Source organism: Microbulbifer sp. 2205BS26-8 (assembly GCF_030731025.1).
Classification (GTDB): domain Bacteria; phylum Pseudomonadota; class Gammaproteobacteria; order Pseudomonadales; family Cellvibrionaceae; genus Microbulbifer; species Microbulbifer spongiae.
The window spans coordinates 52338-76481 of the sequence record NZ_JAVAMR010000008.1 but is presented as its reverse complement, the minus strand read 5'-3'; the positions used below and the strand labels follow the sequence as shown (position 1 = coordinate 76481).

Sequence of the window (24144 nt, the reverse complement as noted above, 5' to 3'; positions counted from 1 at the left end):
TCTCACCAGCGCACGCCCAACTGTTCGGCAACGCGCAGGGCGCTGTTCACCCCGTCTTCATGAAACCCATTGGCCCAGTAGGCCCCGCAAAACCAGGTGCGATTCACCCCGTTAATGTGCGCCCACTGTGCCTGCGCCCGGCTGCCGGCCACGGAAAATTGCGGGTGGGCATATTCGAACCGGGCAAGCACTTTGTCCGGCTCGATACGCGCTCCCGCATTCAGGCTGACACAGTAAGTTTTGCAGGTTTTCAGCCCCTGCAGAATATTCATGTTATAGGTGAGCACCGGCAACTGGTCCCGCTCTGCGCACAAGCGATAATTCCAACTGGACCAACTGCGCCGGTGTTTTGGCAGTAAGCGGGTATCGGTGTGCAGAACCACCTGATTGCAGGCATAGGGAATGGCACCGAGGATCTGCCGCTCACAATCGCTGGCATCCCCCAGGCACCTCAGGGCCTGATCCGAATGACAGGCAAATACCACCCCGTCAAAAGACGCCTTTTCCCCGGCGCCGGTGACCAAATCCACCCTTCCGGGCCCGCGCAGTACGGAGTTTACCGGCGTGGAAAGGCGTATACGGTCGGCAAAAGGCGCACTCAAGGGGCCGATATATCCCCGCGATCCCCCCTTGACCACGCGCCACTGGGGGCGCCGGAACACATTGAGCAGGCCGTGATTAAAAAAGAAACGCACAAAGAAACTGACCGAGAACTCCAGCATCTGCGCCACGCTGGCAGACCAGATAGCCGACCCCATCGGCACCAGGTAGCGATTGGCAAATTCCGCCGAATAGCCGTTGGCTGGCAGATATTCCCCCAGAGTCAGGCCCTCGTGCAGGCGCCCCTGGCGCCAGTCCCGCAGGGCCCCATGGTTGAAGCGTACAATGTCCCACAGCATGCGCCAGTGGCCGGCACTGAGCAGGTTGGCACGCTGGGAGAACAGCGCATTCAGATTGTTGCCCGCATACTCGAATCCCTCCCGCTCACAGCGCACACTAAACCCCATGGACGTGGGCTGGGATTGAATACCCAGTGTCTCCAGCAGGCGGATAAAGTTCGGGTAGGTCCAGTCGTTGTATACAATGAAACCGGTATCGATCGCCAGCGCGCGATCCCCCTCCTGCACCATCACGGTGGCGGTGTGCCCACCCAGGCGCTCGCGAGCCTCGAACACAGTGATCTCATGTTTGCGGCTCAGCAGATAGGCCGCCGTAAGCCCGGCAATACCGCTGCCGACAATGGCGATACGCATCAGTGCTTCCTTAACGTGCGAATTCTTGTCAATTTGGGCACACAAAGATGGAACCAAAGCGCCTTGCAGCTACCCAGAAACCGCAAAGGCCAGCTCAGGCGCCGGGGGAAATCGATGGTGCTGCGCCCTTTGCACAGCTCCAGTTCGATACGCTCCGCGGCCTGTTCGGCGCTCATTAAAAAAGGCATTGCGAAATCATTGCGCTCAGTGAGTGGAGTGCGCACAAATCCGGGGCGAATCAGCACCACTTTCAAGGCAGTACGGCAGAGGTCTGCACGCACTGCACCGAGGAAGTAATCCAGCGCGGCCTTGGAGCTGCCGTAGGCCTCTGCACGGGGAAAAGGCACTACCGAAGACAGGCTGCCCAACGCAGCAAAGACCGGTGCGGGACTGGCGCCCAGCAGTGGCAAGGCGCTGCGCAGGGTATTGACCACACCGAAGAAGTTGGCATCGAAGACCCGCCGGTAACTATGCCCATCGAGCTGCAGATCATCATCGTACTCACAGGTACCGGCACAGGCGACCACCATATCCAGATGACCGGTCAACGCCCCCAAACGCTCGGGGACGGCCGCCATGGCATCGTCATCGGCCACATCGCAATCGAGTACGCGGATACGCTCGGGGCAGTGCTTTTGCAACTCGGCCAGGGCCTCGTAACGCCGCCCAGAGGCAATGACGATATTGTCATGGCGGGCAAGCCGCAGCGACAGGGCGCGACCGATACCGGAACTGGCACCGGTCACCCACAGTGTCTTGTTGCGAATCTGTTTCACCACTCAACGCCCTCCCAGTCGCGCCTTGATAAAGCGCACCAACGAGCCCAAAAGTGGTACCTGTTCATAGACCATGGCACCCAGGTCAAAAAAATCCTCGTGATAAAACACCTTATCGGAATATCGCAACAGACTGCAGCCACGCAAGCGCAGCGGGCGCCCCCCGCGCAGGGACTGATGGGCGTAGTGCATATACCAGGGCAGGCAGGCGCTGTCTCGGTCGATCGAGGCCTTGTCAAACTGAAAACGGCACTGGGTAAGCCCCCGGCTCATATCCGAAAAGTGCGCTTGCAGGGACGGGAGGCCTTCAACACGACGCAGCGGATCACAAAAAACCACATCCTCACTGTAGATCTCGGCCAGATCCGCCGGATCCTTGACCAGGAAATCCGTGTAGTAACTCTGCACTTCCTTTATCAGCGATTGCCCGCTCATGGTTGCTTCCATTTTATTCCGCCTTGCACACTCTGGTGAGATACGTCCCTACAGGGAGTATGGATCACAACACGACAATCGATCCCGATCATTTTCAGACACGCGCACCAATAAAAAAACTGCCCCGGCTGGATCCATTTGCATCGGTGATACGTAGTAGGATCGACAACACCGAAAAGAACGTTAAGATGGTGCAGAGATACAAACTCAACCGATCTGAAACTGCCGTGAGAGATCCCCAGGACCGCGAAAATGACTGGTCTTTCCTCCTTACGCTTGTGGGCACAAAGCGCGACCGGCAGGCGTTTGAGCGCGTATTTCAGCATTTTGCCCCCCTGATCAAGGGGTTTCACCACAGCCGTACCACGGCGCATCTCAATACCGAAGCGGGCGACGAGCTGGTGCAGGAAGTGATGCTCAAGGTCTGGCACAAAGCCCCCCGCTTCGATGCCAACAGAGCCTCTGCCAGCACCTGGATCTACACCATCATGCGCAACTGCCGTATCGATATGCTGCGCCGCAGCCAGCGCCACAGGAACCGCGACGACGATATCGATGTGGCCGATATCTGGGATGAAACCCTGGAGAGCCAGCCACTGCTCTCTTTACAACACAAGCGCAACGAGCGGGACATTGCCGAAGGCCTGAAAGCCCTGCCGGCGGAACAGGGCCATATTCTAGAAAAAGCCTATATGGAGGGCAAATCCCACAGTGAGATTTCCGCGGAGTTGAAACTGCCCCTGGGCACGGTCAAATCCCGCGTGCGCCTGGCAATGAAAAAACTCCAGGGCAGATTGAGCAGGTAGGTACGCTATGATTCACCATCACCCAGATCACAATCTGCTGCTGGAATATGCCTCGGGGAGCCTGCCGCTAGGCCCCAGCCTGGTGATCGCAGCCCATGTGCAATTGTGTGCAGAGTGCCGCCGCCAGTACCATGCACTGAACAGCCTCGGCGGTTCGATACTCAGGCAAAGCCCCGCGCAGCCTTTGCAGTCTGGCGCCTTTGAACGGGTAATGGCGCGCATTGAGCGGGCGCCCGACGGAATACCCGGCAATTGTGAAACCCCGCCGCCTCCCCCGCCCGACTCAGCCCTCGCCGATGTCCCCCCGGTTCTGGGCAGGCTGCTGGCCCAAAACCCCCCGCTGCGCTGGGAAAAAGTGACCCGCTCCCTGCAAATATGCCGGCTCAGGACTGGGCAGAAACACTACGAAGTAGCTTTCCATCGCTTGTGCAGTGGCGGCGAGATGGCCGAACACGATCATCGCGGCAACGAACTCGCGCTTGTGCTGAACGGCAGTTTCTCCGACCAGTTTGGCGTCTACAAGCGGGGGGATTTTATTCTGCGTCAGCCGGGCCAGGTGCACAAACCCATAGCCACCCAGGACCAGGCCTGTGTGTGCCTCTCCGCAGTGAGCGCGCCGGTGGCTGTTACAGGGATCAGTGGCTGGTTGCTCAATCCGCTGATCTCCTTCCGGCCCGGGTGACAGGCCAGCACGTGCCGGGTCAGAGCGACACTGCCGAAACCCGACCGTTGTCCTCACCGGCGAATCGCTCAAGCAGGTGAGCCCAGCGCGCCTTCACCCGGGCAAAGTGCTGTTCGCGCACGTGACCATATCCCCGCACCTGCAGCGGGATCTCCAGCAGTTCCTGCGCTGCGGCCACCGTGTCGGGGCAGAGCCGGGCTGCCACTCTCTCCACCGCCTGCGCCACCTGGCACGACCAGGCGCGCTCGGCGCGGCGCTCGCGGGTGTAGCCGAACATATCCAGAAAAGTCCCGCGCAGCACCTTGCCCCGCGCAAGCAGCAGCATCAACCTGCCCATCCAGGGGCCAAACTGCATTTTGCGCACGCGGCCACTAGCATCGGCCCGCGCCAGTAGCGGCGGCGCCATATGAAATCTGAGGGTGAAGTTGCCACTAAAAGTCTCGCGCAGCTGGCGAGCGAACGCTTCGCCACTGTAGAGACGCGCCACCTCGTACTCATCCTTGTAGGCCATGGCCTTGAACAGACTGTTGGCAGCCGTGCGCGTGAGGGTGGTGCCAGCGCCCGGCAAGGCCTGCTCCGCCCGGCGAAGACACTCAATACGCCGGGTGAACTGACGGGCATAGGCGGCGTTCTGGTACTCGCCTAGTTCCTTTGCCAGGCGGGCTATCAGTTGCTGCACAGACTCCTGGGGGTCCGCCAGTTGCACCGGTTGCGCCGGCACCGCCAAGTGTTTGACCAACTTAGGGTCCACCGCCAGCAGGCGCCCTGCGCGAAAGGCGCGCAGGTTGTTTTCCACCGCAACACCGTTCAGTTGGATGGCCCGCTCCAAAGCCGCCTCGCCGATGGGCAGCAGGCCCTGCTGGCAGGCGAAACCCATGATCATCAGGTTGCTGGAAAGGGTATCGCCGAACAGGGCCTGCGCGGTTTGATTGGCATCGAAAGCGTAGTACTGGGCACACAGGGTCTCGATACTCTGCCGGGTTTCCTGCGCCGGGAAGGTCAGGTCGTTATCGCGCACAAAGGCCGCCACCGGCACTTCGGCGGTATTCACCAGTGCGCGCATTTTGCCTGCCGCAAACTTGGCGCGCTGCCCGGCGGCAGTCACCATATCACAGCCCAGCAACAGCTCTGCGGCACCGTCGCGGATACGCGCAGTGGTAATATCCTGCGGTCGCGCAGCCACTTTTACATGGGCCACCACAGCACCGTTTTTCTGCGACAGACCGGTGAAATAGAGCGTGGTACTGCCCTTGTCTTCCAGATGCGCCGCCATGCCCAGAAGCGCCGCCACAGTGAGCACACCGCTGCCGCCGATACCGGCAACCAGAATACCCAGGGGCCGGTCCAGTGCAGCGACGGGCGCTGCGGGCAAGGTGGCAATGGCCGCATCCAGGGATTCCGCCAGGCGCTCCAACGGTGGTTTTTTCAATGTACCGCCCTCGACAGTGACAAAGCTCGGGCAGAAACCATCGGCACAGCGCAGGTCCTTGTTACAGCTGGACTGGTTGATCTGGCGCTTGCGCCCGTAGGGGGTTTCCAGGGGCTCCACGGCGATGCAGCTGGACTGCACACTGCAGTCCCCGCAGCCCTCACACACCCGCTGGTTGATCAAAAGCCGTTGCGCCGGGTCGGCCAACTGCTGTTTCCTGCGGCGGCGGCGTTTTTCCGCCGCGCACACCTGCTCGTAGATAATTGCGGTCACACCGGGGGTCTCGCGCAGGCGGCGCTGCACGCTATCCAGTGCCGAGCGGGGCAGGATCTGCACCTGCGCCGGCAGCTCGCTGCGGTGCTTGTGCCAGTGCTCCGGGTGCTCACTGAGCAGCACTACTGTGCCCACCCCTTCGGCCAGCAACTGCGCCGACAGGCTGGGCGCGCTCACTTCGCCATCGGCGGGCTGGCCACCGGTCATGGCCACGGCATCGTTGAGCAGGATCTTGTAGGTGATATTCACGCCGCTGGCCACTGCCTGGCGGATAGCCAACAGGCCGGAGTGATTGTAGGTGCCGTCGCCCATATTCTGGAAAATATGCCCGGTGCGGGTGAAGCGGTGCAGCCCCACCCATTGAGCACCCTCGCCGCCCATATGGGCGTAGGTGTCAGTGCGCAGGCCCTTGCCCAGCGCCATAATATGGCAGCCGATGCCGGCGCTGCCGAGGCTGCCCTCGGGCAGCCGGGTGGAGGTATTGTGGGGGCAGCCGGCACAGAATATCGGCTCCCGCACCAACAGGCCCGGGGCTTGTTCCGGCACATTGCCACCGAGCTTTTGCGCCAGTGGAATCAGTTTCGCTGCCAGCTCGGTATCCGCGAGCCAGCGCGCAATGGCCTTGGCTACCTGGTCTGGCCCCAAGCCCCAGGCTGCCGGCAACAGGTCCTCTCCATTCAGATCTCTCTTGCCCACCACCTTCGGGCGGCAGGTGTCGTCCCAGCCGTACAACTGCGCCTTCAATTGGTCCTCCACCAGCGGGCGCTTCTCCTCCACCACCAGCAGCCGCTCCATATCCTCGGCAAATGCGCCTATGCCCCTGGGTTCCAGTGGCCAGGACATGACCACCTTGTAAATGGAGATGCCGGCTTCGCGCAGGTCGGATTCATCCAAGTTGAGCAACTGCAGGGCCTCGAGCAAATCGCCGTGGGCCTTGCCCACGGTCACAATGCCAAAGCGCTTGCGCTGGGCTTCACAGGTGACCTTGTCCAGGCGGTTGGCATAGGCGAATGCCTGCGCCGCCGGCAGTCGCTCTTCCAACAGCCGGCGTTCGTATTCCAGGCGCTGCGCCGGCCAGTTGAGGGTGGGATCGTAATTGAGGCCGTGGGCCGGAAGGGGGAAGCCAGCGGGCAGCGCAAACTGCGGCAACCCGGGCACAACCAGGGAGGCCCCGGCCTCTACCGTCTCGGTGATCGTCTTAAAACCCACCCACAGGCCGGAGAAGCGCGACAGGGCGATACCGGCGAGACCGAGGCTCAGGTACTCTTCAATAGTGGCCGGAAACAGCAGCGGCATCATTACCGACTCAAAAATCTGGTCGGTATTGTGGGAAAACATGGAGGATTCCGCAGTGTGGTCATCACCGCACAGGGCCAGGACCCCACCGCACTTCGAGGTGCCCTGAATATTGGCCTGGCGGAACACATCTGCGCTGCGGTCCACCCCGTGGCCTTTGCCATACCAGATCGCAAAGACCCCGTCGCGGGTGGACTGCTGGCGATAGTGGTCGAGCAGTTGGGTACCCCAGATATTGGTGGCCCCCAAATCTTCGTTGATGCCCGGCTCAAAGTGGATATCCCGCCCGGCAAGCAGCTTTTTGTGGCGCCACAGAGCCTGATCATAGCCGCCCAGTGGCGATCCGCGATAGCCAGAGATAAAGCCGGCGGTGTTAAGGCCCGCCTGTTCATCCAGCCGTTTTTGCATCAGGGGCAGGCGAACCAGGGCGTCGATACCCGTTAAAAAGACCCGGCCGGATTCACGGGTGAATGCGGCTTTGAGAGAATACGCTGTATCAAAGCCCAACTCCTGATCGCCTTCAACCATTGCCATGGGCACCACCTATTGATTCGTTTTTGCTCTTCTCGCTCGCCGGCAGGTGCCTGCAACACCGATTCAGGCCTGTGTAAATAGCGGTTAAAATTACCATCGCCCGACCGGGCAGGTCATACCAAAATAAACCCAGCTAAGGCATAATACGGCCATAAATCGCTAAAGGGTGCCCGCTGGTGGCAACAAATCACCCAGATTGCCGGGTTTTGAAGGATATAACATTTAAGAGCCCTCACCGCAGCGCGCTGCCGGAGTGCAGGGCCCGAGCTCGCCGATGGCAAGGACACCAAAACCCGACAAAAGCGCGGGAAAGGTGCCGGTGGGGATTCAGAACCTTGACATACGGGGAAAAACCATGGCCTATTTACTGGATGCCATCGATAAAAAGATCCTGGAAATTCTGCAACGGGACGCCACCATTGCAAATATTGAACTGGCAGAGAAGGTTTGCCTTTCGCCCTCCCCCTGCTCGCGGCGGGTAAAAAATCTGCACGAGCAGGGCTTTATCAAACGCGCTGTCACCCTGCTTGAACCGGAGAAAGTGGGCCTGCCGGTGAGCGTATTTATTCAGGTCACCCTGAATCACCAGGTGAAAAAGGAACTGCAGGATTTCGAGTCCGTGATCAGCCAATGGCCGGAAGTCATGGAGTGCTACCTGATGACCGGCGATTTCGATTACCTGCTGCGTGTTGTGGTACCTAACCTGCAGGCCTACCAAGAGTTCCTCGATCAAAAACTCACCGAATTGCCGGGCATCGACCATATCAAGAGCAGTTTCTCCTTGAAGCAGGTGCGCTATCACACCGAACTGCCGCTGGAGCAGTTGCTGGAGAATCGGGGGCAGTGACAAAGAGCCAAGTATGCCCTGTATGTTGATCCGGCAAGCGGATAACGCCGCACCGTGGCACAACGATAACAAAGGTGAACATCCAGGGGAGCCTGCAACTGGCGGGCAGCGGGCCCCTCTGCAAACCCTTTTGCCAAAAAAAATCGGGAGTGACCTGTAATGGAAGAATACAAACCCTGGGGCTTAAAAAGAAACACCTTTTTAATGCTGCTGCATTTGAGTCAATTGGCCTGGATCATTATCCCCGGCGCAGGATTTGTACTACCTGTTATTATGTGGGCGACGACCAAGGATCACTGTTCAGAAGTCGACAGGCATGGAAAAGTGATTTTCAACTGGATGCTGAGCCTGTTTCTCTACTCTATTGCCTGCACCATTTTAATACTGATCGGTATAGGCCTGTTGGGACTGCTGGTACTGGCCCTGCTCAATATTGTGTTTATCCTTATCGGCGCAGTAAGAGCCAACGACGGGATATTTTGGCGCTATCCCCTCAGCATTGGCTTTTTTCACTCCGGTAACCCGGTGGCTTGAAATTTCAGGACCGGTTTGCGACTTGTATCGCTGCTTGGTTTTCAACGCCTTCCCCAGCCGGTGCGGTGACGCCACCTCCCTGTGCCGATGCCACAACCTATTGGTTAACCGGATCAATAGTGGTGCCCGCCAGCAGGGCCTGCGGCCCTATTTTCCCCTAACTTTCCAGCGGGCCCAGCCCGTTGCCTTAATAGTAGGATGCAATGTCATCCACGATCGGACCAAGGGCCCGATAGGCGTTGGAAATGTCCATACCATTTCTGCGCTCGCCGCACGGCAGACCGCCACACTCGTTCCAGTCCGGGTCGGAGAACCAGTCATACTGGGTGACATTGGCACCGTACCGCCAGGGATACGCCATGATCGTGGAGAATCGGTTGTCAACACCGTGTCCCAGACCGTAGGAGTAAACTCCGCCTGTGGTATCCCCCTGCTTGGTGGAATGTGTCAGCCCCATATTATGGCCAAGCTCATGCACAAAAGTGTTGTAACCGCAGTCGACTCCGGTAACGCTGTAGGCACGATCGCGGGCACTGGCATACATTCTGCCGTTCGCACCCTGACCAACCCAGGCGATACCACAGGTAATATAGGTGCTGCCGCCAATCACCTGCTTCTCCGCCTTGCCCAGCATAACCACCATGTCGGCATTTTCCGATGCGCGCCAGTTATTGACGGTTCTGTGGAAGGTAACCAAGTCCAGGGTGTCTTCATTCACCCGCAAATCCGAGCTGGTGGCACGCCAGGAATCCACCAGACGAAGCTGGATATCCACACCATTTCTTCGGTAAGAGTTATTCGCATAACTGATATAGTTGTCGATTTTTGCAGAGATATCACCGGTATGCTGCGCCGCAGGCGCAGTGTACATAATAGCAATGTCAACCGTGTCTGCCGTTGCGACACTGGAAACAGTCAAGGCCGCAATGGCCACTGCCAGGCTTTTTTTGAAATCCATTATAAACTCCCATTATTATTACTTGTGCATACCCTAATCCCCACAACCGACAGGGCACTGCCGGTTGTGGGGCAGTATATGTGCGATACACTTTTTCATACCCTGACTCGATAAAACGCGCATCCATCCCGTTTAATCGCCTGTGAAGATAAACTTCCGGTATCCGCAGGATTTACACCGATCCCTCCCTTGCCCGATGATCAATCCGAAGCCAATCACCCCGGACCAATTCTTGCCCTAGTCAAAATCATTCAGAGGTAAGTCCTGCTCCCCAAACGATTTCTCACGGGGCGCTTCCGATGACAAATCCTGATCATGTTTCTCTACGTGATTTTGAATCAGTGCACCGTTGGGGGCGATCCACGCATAGCCACCCTGGGCTTCCAGCGTGTAAGAACCCGAAGGCAAATTCAGTTGTGCGTACACGGTATCCTTCCCGAGGGTAAAGGTAGCCCCATGCAGGCGGGTCAAACCGGGAAAGTTCATTTGCAGGCTTTTATTGCCACTGGCATGTTCCTCAATATCCCCCACCTGGGCGTCATAGCTGCCTCCCACCCCCGGCAAAGTGATATCCAGGTAATCCCCGATCGCCAGGTTCCTCAAGGTTGCCACATCAATTTCCAGGTAGGTTTCCCCATTCAGATCAACCGGTAAGCGGCCGGATTCCTGCAGCACTTGCCGTGCCAGCTCCGATTCTGTCCATAAATTCTTTTCGACATCTTCGACACTTTCTACAGGTTCGTCACTAACGGAAGTTGGTGTCGTTTTTTCTGCAGAATTGTTTTCAGGTAATGTCTTATCCAAAGGGGCCACGGGCGCGCGTTGCTGCGCAGTGGGCCCGTGGGTATCGGATTGACTTTTCACCCAGAAGAAGTAACCCCCAGCCAGGAGGAGGGCAACGAGAGGAATTATTTTTCTCACAATCTTTTTCTCGTAAAAATAACGCAAAATACTGCTTAAAGAACCAGCCAGTGGCCTGCACCAAAAACACTGCCGTGTCAAGACTGAACCCACCGCAGCAGCAGATACTTAACTGAGACGCTTAATGGTAATTTTCACGCAAAAAAAATTTAGGGAATGCTTCACAGAAGCTTCATAAAGCTGAAAAACCGGTGAATTTCCCTGTGGTTTTGTGGGCTGCGGCACAGGGTAGGAGGAGCGCAATAGTCTTTGGGAAAACCGCCCGCACACTGCCGGCGGCTCTTTTTGTGCTGTTTTAAGCCGGCAGTGGACTGGATGGGAAATCGGGTAATGCACTCACAGCGCCGAGGCCGTGCGGCGATAGCGGGAGTGCATAAGAGATTCAAAAAAACTACTGCCAAAACCAATGAACACTATGCCCAGAAGCAACAACCATACCAGCGCGTGGGTGTTGTTCTGGGAACTGGGTTTTTCAACCTGCTCCAGCTTCTGGCCGCTGACCTCTGAAGTTGCAGCCGTACTGGCAGAGACAGGGTCGGGTGCCTGCCCGTTCAACAGGGGAGTCAGGCCAAAGCCGAGCGCCTGGGTATTGACATACTCGGTGAACGTTTCATTGTCCGTCGCAACATCATGCCGATTCGCCAGCTCCGTATAGGTCTCCAGCATTTTTTTCAGGGTTTGCGCATCCGCAGGCCAGTAGCCCTTGCGCACCGCCTCCAGCATCCGTTCCAGCATCTGCGCCAGGGCTTCGGCATTGTGCGTTTCAAAAAACGTGCGCATCTCCATCTGGTATTTGTCATCCACATAGACTTCAAACATCTCCTGCCACTGGTCATCGCGGATGGTTTCCGGGGTCATCACCTCCCAGCCCCACATATTATTCACACGATCAAGAATGGCCGTGGCACCGGCGTAGCCGGACGCCTGCATAGCTTCAATCCAGCGGGGGTGGAAGTAACGGCTGCGCATTTCCTGATTGATAAACGCCGCCAGTGTCTGGGTTTTCACCGAATCCCTGCGGCGCAGGTTGGCAACGTACATCTCCGGTGTTTGTCCGTCCAGATTGCGCACCGCAAGCCCCATACCCCCGAAGTACTGAAAGGGATCGTCATTGGTCATCATCGCGTAGAGATTGGTGGAGCGCGAGAAAATCACCCCATCGGTGCCGGACAATACCTTGCCATATAGCGCGATATTGCGCTGGTCCTCACCCCATCGGGATTCATCCCTGCCGTAGACAAAACCCATACGGCGCAGATACAGGTCTGCCAGCTTGTCATCCGTCTCCCAGCTGTCGGAAGCCAGGCTGGCGCCATTCAGTCCAGTACCGTAATTGCCACTCTCATTGGAGAAGATCCGCACTGAGGAAAGATAGCGGGCGTCTTCCTCGGAACTGCCCTCCTCCAGTAACTGTTGCTGCAAGGCCTGGCTGTGGCGGTAGACAAAGTTATTTTCCTCCTTCATCTGTGCCACTTTATCGATCGCCTCTGCCAGCCACAGCATCACATTGGGGAAAGCATCCCGGTACAGACCCGTCGCAGAGATCACGACATCGATTCGCGGGCGCTTCAGCTCTGAGTAGGGAATCACCTCGGTCCCGGTAACATTGCCCTGCTGGTTCCACTTGGGCTTGAGACCCAGTGCATGCAGTATCTGCGCTTCCAGTGCCCCCTGGTGGCGCATGGTTTCCAGGGACCAGAGGGAAAAGGCCAGCTTGTCCGGGAATCGGCCGTGCTTTTCGCGATAATCGGCAATGGTCTGCTCCATCAGCTGCACACCGGCTGCGTAAGCTTCCCTGGAAGGCACCTTGGCCGGGTTGAACCCGATCAGGTTGCGCCCTGTGGGTATGGCCTGCGGATTGCGTATGGGGTCCCCCCCATGGCTCACCGGAATATACTTGCCGTCGAGTGCAGACATCAGGTTTGGCAGCTCGGCGATATGGGCGAAATTGTCCGCATACGCCCGGCCCTGTTGCAGATGGTTTTGCAGCTCTTCGGACAATTCAGGCAGCTTGCGCCCGGCCAGATAGGCATCCAGTAGCTGGTAGCCCGGCTGGGCTTGCAGCGCTATGACATTGCGTGCATCAAGCACCTGCTCCTGCGGCAGGCTCAACTGCTGCTCCACTTCGTATTGCCCGGCAGCTGCAATGAAATCCTCACCCAGCATTTGCAGCATGGTGCTGGTAAGGTGCTCAGGCTTGGGCAACTGGCCAAAACGGTGGATGCCGAGGGGCTGGCTCATTTCTGCCAACTGGCCCAGGTGATCCTGCAGGCGGCTGAGCTGGCTGTCGAAATCCGCCCGCAAAGTTTCAGCGCTGATTTCCAGGTCCTTGAGCATATTCAGCTTTTCCGCCAGGGCGACAATACGCTCCCGGGTATTCAGCCGGGTCTGCCCTTCCTCCAAAATCAGGTAGTTGCCAATCAGCTCGGAAAGCTCTGCCACTTCTGCATAGAGACCCGCTTTGGCAAAACCCGGTGTCAGGTGGCTGATCATGGTGGCGCGGCCGCGGCGTTTGGCCTGCATGGCCTCGCCCACATTGTCGATAATATAGGGATAGAACACCGGGATATTGCCCAGGGCCAGATTGGGTGCATCGTAGACGGACAACCCGCGCTCCTTGCCGGTGAGCCACTCCTGGGACCCGTGGGTACCCAGGTGGATATAGGCATCGGCCCCGAACGTCTCGCGCGCATAGAGATAAACCGCCAGGTAGGCGTGGTTCACCGGGGTTTTCATATCGTGATACAGGGATGAATGATCCTTGGCATTCCCCGCCCGCACGCCCTGGGGCAGGACAATCAGGTTGCCCAGCGTCATGCGCGGAATCACAAACGCCCGCTCACCCTTGTGCTCTGCCAGCATGGCACTGTCTTCCGGCTTGCCCCAGCGCGTCACAATGGGATCGCGCACCGCGGATGGCAGGGTATTGAACCAGTCGACATAGGTGGAAAGTGGCATCCAGTCTGCCAGGCCCTTGTCAATCAGCGCGGCACTGTCTTCGCGGCGATAATATGGGCGCAGCAACTGGCCGGCCCAGTCGATCAGGGTATTGGAATCCCGCTGGTCTATTTGATAGCCGCGCTCCGCCATAGCCCTGGCAATTGATTCAATGGAAGAGGGTACATCGAGAAAGGCCGCACCAATATTCTTCTCCCCCGGGGGATAATTCCAGATAAAGGTGGCGACTTTTTTCTGCGCATTCGGTTTGTATCCCAGTGAGGCCTGGCTCCAGGCGCGCTCCACCAACGCATTGAGTGGGTCTGCCATCACCACCTTATTGCCACCTTCGCTGGCGGCGATGATGACCGGGTCAATACTGCCGGTATCCTCGGGCATCACCAGAAAGAAAGGCGTTAAGGACGGAGACACCCCGCTGTTATCGGCGAGGTAATCCGCTTCGCTACCCTCTGTGTAATTCAAAGCGTGAATAACCGGCACCCCCAGTTTCTCGAACTCTGCGCGGCGCTTACTCACATAATGCAGGGAGCGATAGTTGATCATCAGGTCGATACGGGTTTGCCCCGCTTCATCCTGCAACAGGTCCGGGTAAGCAAGTGGCAAGTCCTCACCCTCAAAGAAAAACCCAAAGGCTCTTGCCCCTTTTCCCTCCAGGCCACTCAGAAGGGCATCGACTACCTGCTGCTGTTCGTAATCCACCACCGAGCGATGAATAGCCAGGGCAATGACCAGTTGCTCACCGGAGGCCTGCAACCACTTAAAGAAATTCTCTTCATTATCGGTCACCAGCTGCGGCAGGCGTGGATGATAGAACCCCACTTTCGGCATTGTGATGGGGTCCGCCACAGCAAGCTCGGAGAGACCGAAGACCTCAGCGGAGAGAAACTGCAACAAGTGCCGGTAGTTCTGGCGCCCGGCATTGTTGAAGTATGCAGCGATGGCCTTGTGCTGCCTGGTAGACAGTCCCTGATTCATGGATTCGTTATCCGCATCCCCGAGAGAAATCACCGGCACTTTGGGATATTGAGCCAGCATTGGCTGGAATTTTCCAAACATAAACTGCGACAGCGCCGGATTGATACCATCGAGCATCACCAGGCTTGAGGAGGCCCAGGCCTGCGCTATTTGTTCTTCACTCTTCCCCTTGCTGTTAAAAATCTCCAGGGTAAACGGCTGGTCCGCGGCCAGATCAGTTAACAGGTCTCCCTTGGCTTTGGCAGTGTGACTGGACATCATCAGCAATACACTGGGTGTATCCCCGGCCTCTACCGTCAAAGCACAAAGAGCGATCAGAGCCATACCTGCCAGGCGCAGACTATAGTTCTTCAGCATGGCTATTTACCCCCTGTAGCTTTGTTGAGTGAAGGCGCTTCCTTTTCTTCCGGTACATACACCAGGCTGCCATCGGCCATCTGGTAGGCAACCCCCGCACGAGTGCCCTCGCCCGAACCAATTTCACCGCTGGACTTGTACTGCCTAATCTCCCGGCCATCTTTTACGATCACTTCCATATTGGGTTCGCCGGCATTCTTGATCACCGTGACCTTTTCACTGGAAAAAACATTGAGAGGGTTTTGCGCGATGGCAATCAAAAGTGCAGCGATGATCACCAGGAAGACATCAATCAGGTTGACCGCGCTCAGAATCGGATTGAGTTCTTCATCTTCATCCAGAAAGCGCATCAGGCCAACTCCTTCAACTTGCGGATATTGATCAGCTCAGCGGCAAACCAGCGCTTTTTCACCGAGGCGGGCCAGAAGGTGAGTGTGGCAATCACCAGCCCCCAGATCACCGCGGCAAAGGCAATGATCAGGTTTTCGCTGATGCCCTGGATATGGCCATCGGCCAGGGCACGCAACGCCGGTCCCATGGGGATCATGGTGGCAATCAATCCCAGCATGGGAGCAATGCGGGTGGCCATACGCAACGTCTCCAGTTTCTTCAATGCAAAAACCTCCAGTTCGTCCTCACAGGCCGTGGGGTGACGCACAAAGTAGTTGTGTACCTGATACCCAGGCAGCCACTCGGCCCGCCCCTGTTTCAGTGCCGACCAATAGGCAGCGGCGTTGCGGCGGCGCAGCAGCCACAGGGCAACAAAGCGCCCCGCGGCGTAGAGGGCATAGACAAACAAAGCCAGGATCATGAGCAGCACCGGGGTCATCAGCACATCGGCCACATTCGCCATCAGGTTTTCAATCGTTGCAATAATCACCGCAAGCCTCCCCAGCCCGGCTGTTGTCGTTGTGTAGCAAAGGCCGCGAAAAGTACCTGAACAATCCGGCAGGGTCAAATTTAATCTAATTAAAATTGATTATCATTTAGCTTTACATTTGTTATCTCCTCCCTATAATCCGCTTCCGGTAACCCGGCAACCAAAAAGGTCGCGGGCTTGCTGCGGCACAGAGAGCTGCCGCTGCCGGCTTGCCGCCGGCACGGGCCCCGAAACACCAGTGATTCCTCGCAGTTGCGCAGAGTTCGGGAGCGGCCCCCAACAGGTCACGGAAGGCCTGTTGGGGGCCGGGCTGACACCGGGCCAACGCGGTGGACACTGTGCCGGCGCACCACCCTGGCCAGCTGGCAAGCGCAAAAACAACGCAAGGACAACACCATGCAACTTCGCCCACTCGCAGCGGCCTTTCTGGGCTTGGCTTCCTCCTCCAACCTCTTTGCAGAGACTGCACCCGCCCCCTCCGCCGATGACCTGGAGCTGGTTGTTGTCAGCGGCCGCGCGGAAAAGCCGCTGAAAGACGTTACTGGCAGTATTTCCGTGGTAACCAATGATGAAATCGAACAGCTGCAGCTCAACGATATGAACCAGCTGTTTCAATACGAGCCGGGCGTCGACGTCACCGGAGTGGTGGGCGGTGCGCAGAATATCCTGGTGCGCGGTATGGGCGGAGACCGCGTGCTGATTATCAAGGACGGTATGCGGGTCAATGAGGGCTATGGCGCAAATGGCCTGAACGATATTGTGGGCCGCGGCTTTATTGAGGTGGACACCCTGAAACAGGTGGAAGTGGCCAAGGGCGCCGCATCCTCCCTATATGGCTCCGATGCCCTGGCGGGTATTGTGGTCTTTGTCACCAAGGACGCCAGCGACTACCTGGAGGATGGGGCGCAGTTCGGCGGCGCCCTGAAAACCGGTTACACCGGCATTACCCACCAGACACATCTCTCCCCCACCCTGGCCCATCGCGCGGGCAATTTTGAACAGCTGCTGCAGATGGCTTACCGCGACGGCGAGGAACAGCAAAATTACCATGAGACCCGGATCCCCTTCCAGATTGAATCCGAAAGTCTGCTGTACAAGGCCAGGTACAATCTGGGCGGCGAGGATTTTATCGGCTTCAGTATCGACCACTGGCAGCAGGAAACCGAGGGTGGGCGTGCCAATGGTCTGTTGAGTAACTTCCGTGGCTTAGCCAGTTTCGGCTACAACATCGTTGAGGAACACACCGTTTCCAACAGGGAAACCCGCGCGTACCAGCTGCGCTATCACAGTGCAACCCCCGCTGCCGTCTACGACCAGTTGAATATCAGCCTGTACCGCAACGAGTCAGAGCAGGAAGACGAGCAGTATGCACGCCTGGATATCAATGCGCCCCAATTCGGCGTATTCGAAATCCGCGACATGTGGGAAACCGGTCTCTACCGCCAGGATACCCTCGGCCTGCTGTCCAATGCCAGCATCACCCTCAACGACACCCATACCCTGGGCTACGGTCTGGACCTGGAGCGCACCGAGAGCCGCCGCACCGTTCACCAGTACCGGGAAGTGGAAACGACTACCACCCGGGATTTGACCACGGATAAATTCCCGCAAAACGAGGTAAGCCGTGCCGGCCTGTTCCTGAACGACGAGATAACCCTTGCCGCCAACCGGCTCACGATCACGCCGGGACTCCGGTACGACTGGTACGACATGGATCCCGGTGGTGCCCTGAAATCGGACGGCACCCCCTACACCACCATTGAGGAGAGTAACCTCTCTCTCAACCTCGGCGCCCTGTACAGAATCAATACGCACCTGTCCGCCTTTGCCCAGTACGGCCAGGGCTTCAGGGTGCCGGCTTACGATCTGGCCTATATCGAGCATGAGCAGCGCTTCTCGGACTACATTTACCAGATACTGCCCGCCGATGATCTGGCGCCCGAAACCAGCGATACCTTCGAACTGGGCCTGCGCGGGCACTGGGGCTCCCTGACCTTCAGCAGCGCTGCTTTCTACACAAAGTACGACGATTTTCTGCAGGCCGCCCTGATCAACAGTGCGCGGATATTCGACGACGCAGGCAATTTCTCCCACGACCTGGAACAGTACCAGTACCAGAACATCGAGTCAGTCACCATCAAGGGGGTGGAACTCGCTGCCAGCTGGTCCCTGTCTGCGGCCATTGAGTTGTTTGCCAACGCCAGCTACCAGCACGGCAAAGACGACGCTACCGGCGATTATCTCACCAGTATCAGCCCGCTTTCCGGGGTGGTCGGGGCCAGCTACAGCGGCACCAGGCTCTCCAGCCAGTTGCTGCTGCGCTGGGCAAACCGCATGCACCTGGTCAACGACAACGAGACGGAAACCGCCGGCTTTGGCACCGTGGACTGGGTGATGGGCTACCAGCTGTTGGATCAATTGTCTGTGAATCTGGCGGTCAACAACCTGTTCGACAAATACTATGTGCCCTACCTGAATGTGGCGGGCCGCGACGCGGTCAGCGATCTGTCGGTCAATGCCGCGCCGGGGCGCACCTTCTCCGCATCGCTCCGATACACTTTTTAATTACCCCTCCCACGTTTTATTCAGTCTCTTTTGGCCGCCCCCATGCGGCCTTTTTTATTTATTGGTCAGCAAGTTTCCAAAGCCCTCCTGTGGGAGCCGGCGAGCCCGGAAAAACCCGCGCGCCCCTGTGCCGAGGGCAGAGGCGGCACACAGCCCGTGAAACAGATACAATACGCACAAAAAGACCAACAGAAAGGCAAATCACCATGCAGATTCTCCGCACACTGGCAGCCGCACTGGTGGCCGCCGCTTCCATGGGTGCCCAGGCCACCACGCTGATACACAACGTTTCCGGGTACCAGACAACGGACAGGGCCCTGGTCCGCTTCAACGCCCTGGCCTTTGACCGCGGCAAGGTACTGGCAAGCGGTGATTTTCAGCAGCTCAACCGGCAGTATCCCCAGGCACAGAAAATCGATGCGGGGGGCAAAACCCTGTTGCCCGGGCTCATCGACGCCCACGGGCATATGCTGGGGCTCGGTCAGTTGAACCGGATGCTGGATTTGCGCGACCAATCGCTCGACAGCGCACGGGTATCCATCAAGCAGTATGCCAAACAGCTGGCACCCGGCGAGTGGCTGCTCGGGCGCGGCTGGAACCAGGTCACCTGGCCCGGCAAACAATTTCCCACCCGCACACAACTGGATACCCTGGACATCGACCATCCCATCTGGCTGCGACGCGTGGACGGCCATGCGGGCTGGGCCAACTCCAAAGCCCTGCGCCTCGCCGGTATCGACCGGCACACCGCGGCTCCGGAGGGCGGGGAAATCCTGCGCGATGCCAGCGGCGAACCCACCGGTATACTGATCGACAATGCCATGGGCCTGTTGCAGCGGGTGATCCCCAAACCCACCCTGGCCCAGGATAAAAAATCCCTGCAGGATGCATTTGCGCAGGCGCTGGCTGTGGGACTGACCAGCGTGCACGATGCCGGCATTAACGAGCAGACCCTGCAGGCCTACCGGGAACTCGCGCGGGAAAACGCGATCCCCCTGCGGATGTACCCCATGCTCTCGGTTAACAGCCAAAACTACGCCAAACTTCTGCGTGCCGGGCATATCGGCAGTCCCTCCGAGCGGCTCTATATGCGCAGTATCAAACTGTCCGCCGATGGCGCCCTCGGCAGCCGCGGTGCCGCGCTGCTGGAACCCTACCACGACCGCCCGCAAGAGAAAGGGCTGCTGCTCTACCCGGAAGCAGAGATGCTGTCGCTGCTAAAACTTGCCAGCGATAACCAGTTTCAGATCAATGTGCACGCCATTGGCGACCGCGCCAACCATATCGTGCTGAACCACCTGGAAACCCTGCACAAGGCCAGCAGCCAGAAAGACCACCGCCACCGCGTAGAGCATGCCCAGGTCCTCCAGGTGAAGGATATCCCCCGTTTCCAGCGCCTCAACCTGATCGCCTCCATGCAGCCCACCCACGCCACCAGCGATAAAAATATGGCCGGCGCGCGCCTCGGCGAGGCGCGCCTGACCGGCGCCTATGCCTGGCAGACCCTGCTGAAGCAGGGCACCCCCATTGCCGCCGGTTCGGACTTTCCGGTGGAGCCGGCCAATCCGCTCTTCGGCCTGCACGCCGCGGTCACCCGCCGCGACCGCCAGGGCGCACCCGAGCGGGGCTGGCGCGCGGCGGAGGCCATGAGCCTCGAACAGGCCCTGCGCGCTTTCACCCTGGACGCCGCCTATGCGAGCCACCAGGAAATGGTGATCGGCAACCTCACGCCGGGGAAATTTGCCGACTTTATCCTCCTGGATCGGGATATTTTTGCCATAGACCCACAGGCAATCTGGCGCGCGCAGGTGCTGGAAACCTGGGTGGAAGGGGAAAAGGTGTACACCAGGGACCACTGAGTGCGCGGCCTGCATTACGGTACGGTGGGCACAGACCCGCCGTAAGGCAGCAGCGCAGAAAATGGGACGGGGAAATTCAGTGCGGGGGTCAAATCATCCGGTAAAAAATAATTTGCGGCCGAATTCATTTCGACCGCTCCCTCTTTAAGCTGACTGGCTCTACTCCCGCTGTCACCTCGCTGAAATCATTCAGACCAGTGGTCACCCGCTGTGGGCCTATTTCCGGGTTAGTCCAGTCTCCATTACGGCCCGCTTTTTATTGGGCTTTGCTCCGCAAAGCACGCCTCGGCAGTGGAATAATAATCTCGCCACATCCCTATTCCCAATTTCATCAACCCGCTGGTATCGGGCGGCCGTGAATCCTCTTCTGCCCGACTCGTATTTTGTACTCCAACAGGCCCTGGATTGAGCACAATTTGTTGCTGCAATGGCCCCACCCTACACTGGCTGCGACGTTGTTCGGCCCTATCCGCCGACTCCATAACCCTCAATCAACTTATGCCAGAGGTGTCTATGCGACGCAAAGTTATCAAACATCTCAGCCTGGCCGCGGTATTGGCTGCGGGCCTCGGGGGCCAGGGCTGTGCCAATATGAGCGATACGGACCGCCGTATCGGGACTGGGGTCGGCATCGGTGCCGTAACGGGCGCGCTGATCAGCGGCGGGCGCCCCGGAGGTACCGCTGCAGGTGCTGTGATCGGCGCCGGCGCCGGCTACCTCTACGACCGAGAGAGAAAGCGCAGGGATTACTACCGCTATCGCGGCCGTTACTATCGCTATTAGGTTGAAACGGCCGGGGTCCGGCACCTGGTGCGCCGGGCCCCGCTGGGCAGGCGACCACATCGCGGACCCTGAACCCGGTAGAGCGGGGCCTCAGGTGCGCGGCAGGGTAACGCCGCGCTGGCCCTGGTACTTGCCACCGCGGTCTGCGTAGGAAACGTCACACACTTCGTCGGACTCGAAGAACAGCATCTGCGCCACACCCTCGTTGGCGTAGATCTTGGCCGGCAGGTTGGTAGTGTTGGAAAATTCCAGGGTGACATGCCCCTCCCACTCCGGTTCCAGCGGGGTTACATTGACAATGATACCGCAGCGGGCGTAGGTGGACTTGCCCAGGCAGATGGTGAGCACCGAGCGCGGGATACGGAAATATTCTACCGTGCGTGCCAGTGCGAAAGAGTTTGGCGGGATCACGCAGTAATCCCCCTCCACATCCACAAAACTGTTTTCGTCAAAGGTCTTCGGGTCCACCGTGGCGGAGTGCACATTGGTAAAGATCTTGAACTCCCCCGCGCAGCGCACATCGTAGCCGTAACTGGAGGTGCCGTAGGAGATCAGCCGCTCACCCGCCTTTCCCTGGCGCACCTGGCCCCGCTCAAAAGGCGCGATCATGCCGTACTGCTCGGCCATCCGGCGAATCCACTTGTCGGACTTGATACTCACTGTACCCCCTTAGATAGAAGCATCCGCAATCGGTAAAGGGACGGAATCATAGCGGGTTTGCTCTGGGCAAAAAAGTGGCGATCCACCCTGCCGGCACTTGCGGTCAATCGACAATTACTGTATAAATTCACAGTACTACTGTATAAAAACACAACCCATCTCCTGCATTGGGGCGGGGGCCGGGATTGAGGAGGGAAACTTGGACAGCACAATCACTCTACAGCAGGGCTGCAACCTGGACAGCCAGCCGGCATACCGGGCCATGGACGGGGATAGCCCACTGACAACTAAAGTGTGCGAACGCACCGCTGTCCCGACCGGCTACGCCAGCCTGGATGCCCTGCTCCCGCAGTGCGGCTGGCCCCTCGGTGCCAGCACCGAACTGCTGCCGGGGGAAGCCGGGATTGGTGAATTCTCCCTGCTGCTGCCCACCCTCGCCCGGCTGACCCGGCGCGGTGGACAGGTACTGCTGGTCAACCCGCCCTGGACCCCCTTTGCCCCCGCCCTTGCCCGCAGCGGCATTGCGCTGGACAAGCTGTGGCTGGTGCACCCCCGCGGGCCGCAAGACACCCGCTGGGCGATCGAGCAATCCCTCTGCTCCGGCAGTTGCGCGGCCCTGGTCAGTTGGCAGGGCCACCACACCTTCACGGTCAAACACCTGCAGCGCCTGCAACTGGCCGCCCGCAGTGGAAACTGCCTGCACTTTCATTTCCGCCCCCACACCGAATCGCTCAGCCCCTCCCCCGCCGGGCTGCGCCTGCAACTGCACAGCGACGGCGAGCGGCTGGTCCTGGAACGGCTGCAACAACCCGGTGTTGCCAGTGGCCAGCGCCTGTATTTGGCCCGCGCCGCCCACCCGGCACAGTCGCTGCACTGAGCTGGCAACAACGCGGACGCTGCCATGCTCTGGCTCTGTATTCAATTGCCCACACTGCCCCTGGAAGCCCGCAATCCCACCCCCACAAAGGGGGAACAGAGCGGGGCTCTGGCGGTGGTCGAACAGCAGCGGATTGTTGCCCGCAACCGCCCCGCTGCAGAGTGCGGTGTGGCCGTGGGGCTCAGTAGCGCCACCGCCTGCGCGCGCACTAGTAGTCTTCCACTGCTGCAACGGGACCGGACACAGGAGCAGCAACAGTTGGCGCAAGTGGCCCAGTGGGGCTGCCGCCCGGCCTGCCTGCTGCTGGATTTGAGTGGCTGCCTGAAAACCCGCGGCGGGCTCAGGGCCCTGCTGGATCAAGTGCAACAGGCACTGGAACAGATGAACCTCAACGGGTCCATGGGCCTCGGCCACAACCCCAGTGCCGCGCGCCTGCTCAGCCAGTTGCCAACGCACCGGCGGTGGCTGGCACACACCCATAGCGCGCCCAGCCCGCAACAGTGGCAACAGTGGATCGATAGTGCCCCGAGTAAACTCCTCGACTGCGACCATCGCACCATTACCCAACTCTATGCCTGCGGTATCCGGCGGGTGCGTCAGTTACGCACCATGCCCCTGTCCGAGCTGAATTCCCGCTTTGGCCGCTCCTTTGTGGAGCATCTCACCCGTCTAAACGGCAGCCGGCATTATTCGGCCTACGGCGATCACCCCCCTGCCCGGTGCCATAGTGTGCTGTATCTTCGCACACCGCTAGAAAACCGCGAGCAATTGCCGTTTCCTGCCAGCCGCCTGCTCAGGGCAGTGTGCGAGTCACTGCAGCGCCACCTGTGCTCTCCCCGCGCTCCGCTGGCACCCCAGCGCCTGTTGACATTAACCAGGCTGCAACTGACAAAAGCAGCGCCTGCCCACCCGGTGCGCACACTGCGCCTGGTGTGCAGCCAGCCAGAGCCCCTGGCACGGGAAACAGAAGCACTGCTTGATAAAGGCGGCCAGGCACTGCTGGACAAACTCAAAGCCCGCCTGGGTCACCAGGCCCTGTCCACGATTGCCTTGAAGGACGGCGGCCTGCCCGAGCGGGCCTGGCAGCGCGCCGGGATACCGCCCCTGCCTGGCAGTTGCGCGCAAAAGCGCCCCCCACCTCCGCCTTGTCATCCCCCCCGCCCCAACTGGCTGCTGCCCCGCCCCAGCCCATTAGTGCACCGCGGCCACAAGCTGTTTTACCGTGGAGAGTTGCACCTGCTGCAGGGCCCGGAGCGGATCGATGGTAACTGGTGGCAACACGGCCATCACGGGCGGAATTACTATATGGCGAAAGGCGAAAACGGCGGGCTCTACTGGGTCTTTCAGGATCTGACTTCCAGGGTGTGGTTTTTACAGGGGATTTTTTCTTGATTTTGTGTTTTCAAGACTAAATAGCAATGTTCTCCAGCATCACGACGACAACGGAGGATAATAACCTATTTTTTCATGATTTAGGCAATAGCTA

General features: G+C 58.8%; 19 protein-coding genes. 9 read left to right on the top strand and 10 right to left on the bottom strand.

What is annotated here, in order from left to right:
- Positions 1 to 2: 2 nt before the first annotated feature.
- From Q5Y71_RS04625 to Q5Y71_RS04615, 3 genes are read right to left on the bottom strand one after another with little or no spacing between them, the layout of a single operon-like run.
- Positions 3 to 1253 (bottom strand): NAD(P)/FAD-dependent oxidoreductase, encoded by a 1251-nt coding sequence (locus Q5Y71_RS04625; protein WP_306040474.1) that lies wholly within the window; start codon positions 1251 to 1253, stop codon positions 3 to 5.
- Positions 1253 to 2032, bottom strand: coding sequence for an SDR family NAD(P)-dependent oxidoreductase (locus Q5Y71_RS04620; RefSeq protein WP_306040472.1), 780 nt, complete (start codon positions 2030 to 2032; stop codon positions 1253 to 1255). Before Q5Y71_RS04620 ends, Q5Y71_RS04625 begins: the two co-directional genes overlap by 1 nt.
- The gene (locus Q5Y71_RS04615) at positions 2033 to 2464 is read right to left on the bottom strand and encodes a nuclear transport factor 2 family protein (RefSeq protein ID WP_306040470.1); all 432 of its coding nucleotides are present in this window, start codon (positions 2462 to 2464) and stop codon (positions 2033 to 2035) included.
- A 188-nt stretch (positions 2465 to 2652) separates the two neighbouring features.
- On the opposite strand from Q5Y71_RS04615, the gene Q5Y71_RS04610 reads away from it, so the two are divergent.
- Both Q5Y71_RS04610 and Q5Y71_RS04605 read left to right on the top strand, forming a co-directional pair.
- Positions 2653 to 3270, top strand: a complete 618-nt coding sequence (locus Q5Y71_RS04610; RefSeq protein ID WP_306040468.1) for a sigma-70 family RNA polymerase sigma factor — start codon at positions 2653 to 2655, stop codon at positions 3268 to 3270.
- A 7-nt stretch (positions 3271 to 3277) separates the two neighbouring features.
- Positions 3278 to 3952 (top strand): ChrR family anti-sigma-E factor, encoded by a 675-nt coding sequence (locus Q5Y71_RS04605; RefSeq protein ID WP_306040466.1) that lies wholly within the window; start codon positions 3278 to 3280, stop codon positions 3950 to 3952.
- A gap of 19 nt (positions 3953 to 3971) precedes the next feature.
- On the opposite strand, the gene Q5Y71_RS04600 is transcribed toward Q5Y71_RS04605, so the two are convergent.
- Positions 3972 to 7484 (bottom strand): indolepyruvate ferredoxin oxidoreductase family protein, encoded by a 3513-nt coding sequence (locus Q5Y71_RS04600; RefSeq protein WP_306040464.1) that lies wholly within the window; start codon positions 7482 to 7484, stop codon positions 3972 to 3974.
- Between the two features lie 355 nt (positions 7485 to 7839).
- On the opposite strand from Q5Y71_RS04600, the gene Q5Y71_RS04595 reads away from it, so the two are divergent.
- Positions 7840 to 8331 (top strand): Lrp/AsnC family transcriptional regulator, encoded by a 492-nt coding sequence (locus Q5Y71_RS04595; RefSeq protein WP_306040462.1) that lies wholly within the window; start codon positions 7840 to 7842, stop codon positions 8329 to 8331.
- A 159-nt stretch (positions 8332 to 8490) separates the two neighbouring features.
- Entirely contained in the window at positions 8491 to 8865 is a 375-nt protein-coding gene (locus tag Q5Y71_RS04590; RefSeq protein ID WP_306040460.1) for a DUF4870 domain-containing protein, read from the top strand.
- Positions 8866 to 9052: 187 nt separating this feature from the next.
- On the opposite strand, the gene Q5Y71_RS04585 is transcribed toward Q5Y71_RS04590, so the two are convergent.
- The 5 genes from Q5Y71_RS04585 to Q5Y71_RS04565 form a co-directional block, all read right to left on the bottom strand.
- Complete coding sequence (locus Q5Y71_RS04585) at positions 9053 to 9823, bottom strand: reprolysin-like metallopeptidase (protein WP_306040459.1); 771 nt, start codon at positions 9821 to 9823, stop codon at positions 9053 to 9055.
- 237 nt (positions 9824 to 10060) lie between these two features.
- On the bottom strand, positions 10061 to 10744 hold the full coding sequence (locus Q5Y71_RS04580) for a hypothetical protein (protein ID WP_306040458.1): 684 nt from the start codon (positions 10742 to 10744) through the stop codon (positions 10061 to 10063).
- A 336-nt stretch (positions 10745 to 11080) separates the two neighbouring features.
- On the bottom strand, positions 11081 to 15034 hold the full coding sequence (gene cobN / locus Q5Y71_RS04575; protein WP_306040456.1) for a cobaltochelatase subunit CobN: 3954 nt from the start codon (positions 15032 to 15034) through the stop codon (positions 11081 to 11083).
- A 2-nt stretch (positions 15035 to 15036) separates the two neighbouring features.
- Entirely contained in the window at positions 15037 to 15384 is a 348-nt protein-coding gene (locus Q5Y71_RS04570) for a DUF2149 domain-containing protein (protein ID WP_306040454.1), read from the bottom strand.
- The gene (locus Q5Y71_RS04565) at positions 15384 to 15914 is read right to left on the bottom strand and encodes a MotA/TolQ/ExbB proton channel family protein (protein ID WP_306040452.1); all 531 of its coding nucleotides are present in this window, start codon (positions 15912 to 15914) and stop codon (positions 15384 to 15386) included. Before Q5Y71_RS04565 ends, Q5Y71_RS04570 begins: the two co-directional genes overlap by 1 nt.
- Positions 15915 to 16310: 396 nt before the next feature.
- Here Q5Y71_RS04565 and Q5Y71_RS04560 point away from each other — a divergent pair, with 396 nt between their 5' ends.
- From Q5Y71_RS04560 to Q5Y71_RS04550, 3 genes are all read left to right on the top strand, one after another.
- Complete coding sequence (locus tag Q5Y71_RS04560) at positions 16311 to 18479, top strand: TonB-dependent hemoglobin/transferrin/lactoferrin family receptor (protein WP_306040451.1); 2169 nt, start codon at positions 16311 to 16313, stop codon at positions 18477 to 18479.
- A gap of 206 nt (positions 18480 to 18685) precedes the next feature.
- Positions 18686 to 20338, top strand: a complete 1653-nt coding sequence (locus Q5Y71_RS04555; RefSeq protein ID WP_306040449.1) for an amidohydrolase — start codon at positions 18686 to 18688, stop codon at positions 20336 to 20338.
- A gap of 513 nt (positions 20339 to 20851) precedes the next feature.
- Positions 20852 to 21121, top strand: a complete 270-nt coding sequence (locus Q5Y71_RS04550) for a glycine zipper domain-containing protein (RefSeq protein ID WP_306040447.1) — start codon at positions 20852 to 20854, stop codon at positions 21119 to 21121.
- Between the two features lie 90 nt (positions 21122 to 21211).
- On the opposite strand, the gene dcd is transcribed toward Q5Y71_RS04550, so the two are convergent.
- Complete coding sequence (gene dcd, locus Q5Y71_RS04545) at positions 21212 to 21781, bottom strand: dCTP deaminase (protein ID WP_306040446.1); 570 nt, start codon at positions 21779 to 21781, stop codon at positions 21212 to 21214.
- A 199-nt stretch (positions 21782 to 21980) separates the two neighbouring features.
- Between dcd and imuA the strand changes: the two genes are divergently transcribed.
- Both imuA and Q5Y71_RS04535 read left to right on the top strand, forming a co-directional pair.
- Positions 21981 to 22658: a translesion DNA synthesis-associated protein ImuA gene (gene imuA / locus Q5Y71_RS04540; protein ID WP_306040444.1), complete on the top strand. Its 678-nt coding sequence runs from the start codon at positions 21981 to 21983 to the stop codon at positions 22656 to 22658.
- A gap of 24 nt (positions 22659 to 22682) precedes the next feature.
- The gene (locus Q5Y71_RS04535; protein ID WP_306040442.1) at positions 22683 to 24050 is read left to right on the top strand and encodes a DNA polymerase Y family protein; all 1368 of its coding nucleotides are present in this window, start codon (positions 22683 to 22685) and stop codon (positions 24048 to 24050) included.
- The last annotated feature ends 94 nt before the right edge of the window (positions 24051 to 24144 follow it).